We start from the raw sequence: 2510 nt of genomic DNA on the forward strand, positions 1-2510 counted from the left end.
ACCGGCGGCTTCGTCGGCTCGCCCGAGTACATCGCGCCCGAGCGCGTCCTCGGCCAGCGCCCCGGCCCGGCCTCCGACCTGTGGTCGCTCGGCGTCGTGCTCTACGCGGCGTCCGAGGGCGTCTCGCCGTTCCGCCGCAGCAACACCCCGGCCACGCTGCAGTCCGTCCTCAACGCGACCCCCGCCGCGCCCGCCTCCGCGCAGGGCCCGCTGGCCGACGCGATCAACGGCCTGCTGCAGAAGGACCCGGCGCGCCGGCCGAACGCGGCCCAGGTCCGCGCCCTCCTCGACCGCGCCGCGCAGCCGCCCGCGCCGCAGCCGACCCAGGTGGTGCAGATCGGCCCGTCCGGGGGCGGCGTACGGCTGGGGCGCAAGGCGCTGCTCGGGATCGGCGCGGCGGTCGTGGCGGCGGCGGTCGCGGCGTACCTGGTGCTCGCCGACCCGTTCGCCGGGCCGCTGCCCGACGGCTGGGAGACGCACCACGAGAAGGCGGTCACGGCCACGGTGCCGGCCCCGTCCGCGTACGTGGCGTCGCGCGTGGACAACTCCGTCGAGGAGAACAAGCACTGGGTGACGTACACCGACCCGAGCTACGCGCTCTCGATCACGCTCAATGTCCGCAGGAAGTCCGAGGACACCCTGAGTGACATCGCGAGCTCGGCGAGCGCCCAGGCCAACAAGGACTCCGAGGCCGTCAACAAGGGCGACAACACGTCCATGGCGGAGAAGCCGGCCCCGCACAGCCGGACCGAGGAGACCACCTTCCACGGCGAGGACTCGGCGGTGAACACCGTCACGTACACCGACGACTCCGACTCGGACGCCCCGAAGCCGCGCGAGGCGCAGGTCCTCTACGTCAAGTCCTCGTCCGGCGACATGTACCAGCTGTGGGTCGACTACCCGGCCAAGGGCGACCTGGCCGACCGCGGCCGCGAGGTCGCGAAGGCCGCGATCGCCAATCTCGACATCGACAAGCTCTGAGGTGTCCGTGCAGCGGAGGACGGAGAGCGGCGTCGGCCGTCTCGTGGGCGGCCGGTACCGGCTCGTCGAACGGATCGGCGCGGGAGGCATGGGCACCGTGTGGCGCGCGGCGGACGAACTCGTCGGCCGCGAGGTCGCCGTGAAGGAGCCGCGCCTTCCGGGGGATCCGGAGGTCGGGTACGCGCGTCTGCGGCGCGAGGCGCGGGCCGCGGCGCAGGTCGAGCATCCGTCGGCGGTCGCCGTCCACGACGTCGTCGTGGAGGACGGGCTGCCGTGGATCGTGATGGAGCTGGTGCGGGGCGAGTCCCTGCACGAGGTGCTCGCGCGCGGCCCGCTCGCGCCGCCGGACGCGGCCCGGATCGGGCTCGCCGTGCTCGGGGCCCTGCACGCCGCGCACACCAAGGGCATCGTGCACCGGGACGTGAAGCCGGCCAACGTGCTGCTCGGCCCGCACGGCCGGGTGGTCCTCACCGACTTCGGCATCGCGCACGTCCAGGGCGAGGAGTCGCTCACGATGACCGGCGAGTTCGTCGGCTCGCTGGAGTACGTGGCGCCCGAGCGGATGTCGGGCGACGCGGAGCCGTCGAGCGACCTGTGGTCGCTGGGCGTGCTGCTGTACGCGGCGGTCGAGGGCCTGTCGCCGTTCCGGCGCCCGACGCTCGAGTCGACGCTCGCCGCGATCCTCTCCCACACCCCTCCGCCGCCCGAACGGGCCGGTGCGCTCGGCCCGTTGATCGACGAGCTGCTCGCGAAGGACCCGGCGGCCCGTCCCGACGCGGCGACGGCGCAGGCGCGGCTCGCGGCGGTGGCCCGGGACACGGCGGCGCACCCGGACCGGTCCGGGGAGACGGCACGGCTGCCGCAGTCGCCGCAGCCGGTGGAGACGCCGCACCCCGCGGAGGACCCGGGCACGGCGCGGCTGCCGCTCGCACCCGGCGCGGGGACCACGGCCCCCGCAGTGTCACGCCGTCGCTCGCCCGCGGGGCTCGTCGTGGCCGCCCTGCTCGGGGTCGTGCTCGTCGGCGGCGGTGTCTGGTTCGCGACCACGCTTGGCGCGGACGACGGCACGGGCGGCGGGAAGGCCGCGGGCCACGGGGCGGGCCGCACCACGGCACCGTCCGGCGGCGCGGACAAGGACGCCGACAAGGACGCCGACAAGGACGCCGGCGCGGACGCGGAGGACGATGCGTCCGCGGCTGCCGGCGAGGAGATCAACGAGGAGGGACCGCCCGCCGCGCAGGGCTCCTGGACCGTCCGTGACGAGTCCGGGATCGACGCGGTGATCACGGTTCCCGACCGGCTCAGCGAGGTCTTCCGCGAGGACGACGGCGTCCAGTACACCGACCCGAAGAGCGACGTGACGCTGAGCCTGAAGCGCTGGGCACCGGGCACGGGCGGCTCGGACGCGGTCGGCTGGGCGACGAGCGTGGGCGACTCGTACGCCGGCAAGGGGTACTCCGACATCCACAAGACGGTCACGAGGACGACGGTGGACGGCAAGCCGGCCGCGCAGCTCGACATCACGTACA

2 protein-coding genes are annotated in these 2510 nt (G+C 74.7%); both read left to right on the plus strand.

Annotation, left to right across the window (positions count from 1 at the left end; translation table 11 throughout):
- A partial coding sequence (locus GTW43_RS16205) for a protein kinase (protein ID WP_161302740.1) occupies positions 1 to 981 on the plus strand: 981 nt, incomplete at its 5' end.
- 7 nt (positions 982 to 988) lie between these two features.
- On the plus strand, positions 989 to 2510 hold a 1522-nt coding region (locus tag GTW43_RS38060), incomplete at its 3' end, for a serine/threonine-protein kinase (protein ID WP_343246028.1).

It is taken from the genome of Streptomyces sp. SID5785, assembly GCF_009870065.1.
GTDB lineage: Bacteria > Actinomycetota > Actinomycetes > Streptomycetales > Streptomycetaceae > Streptomyces.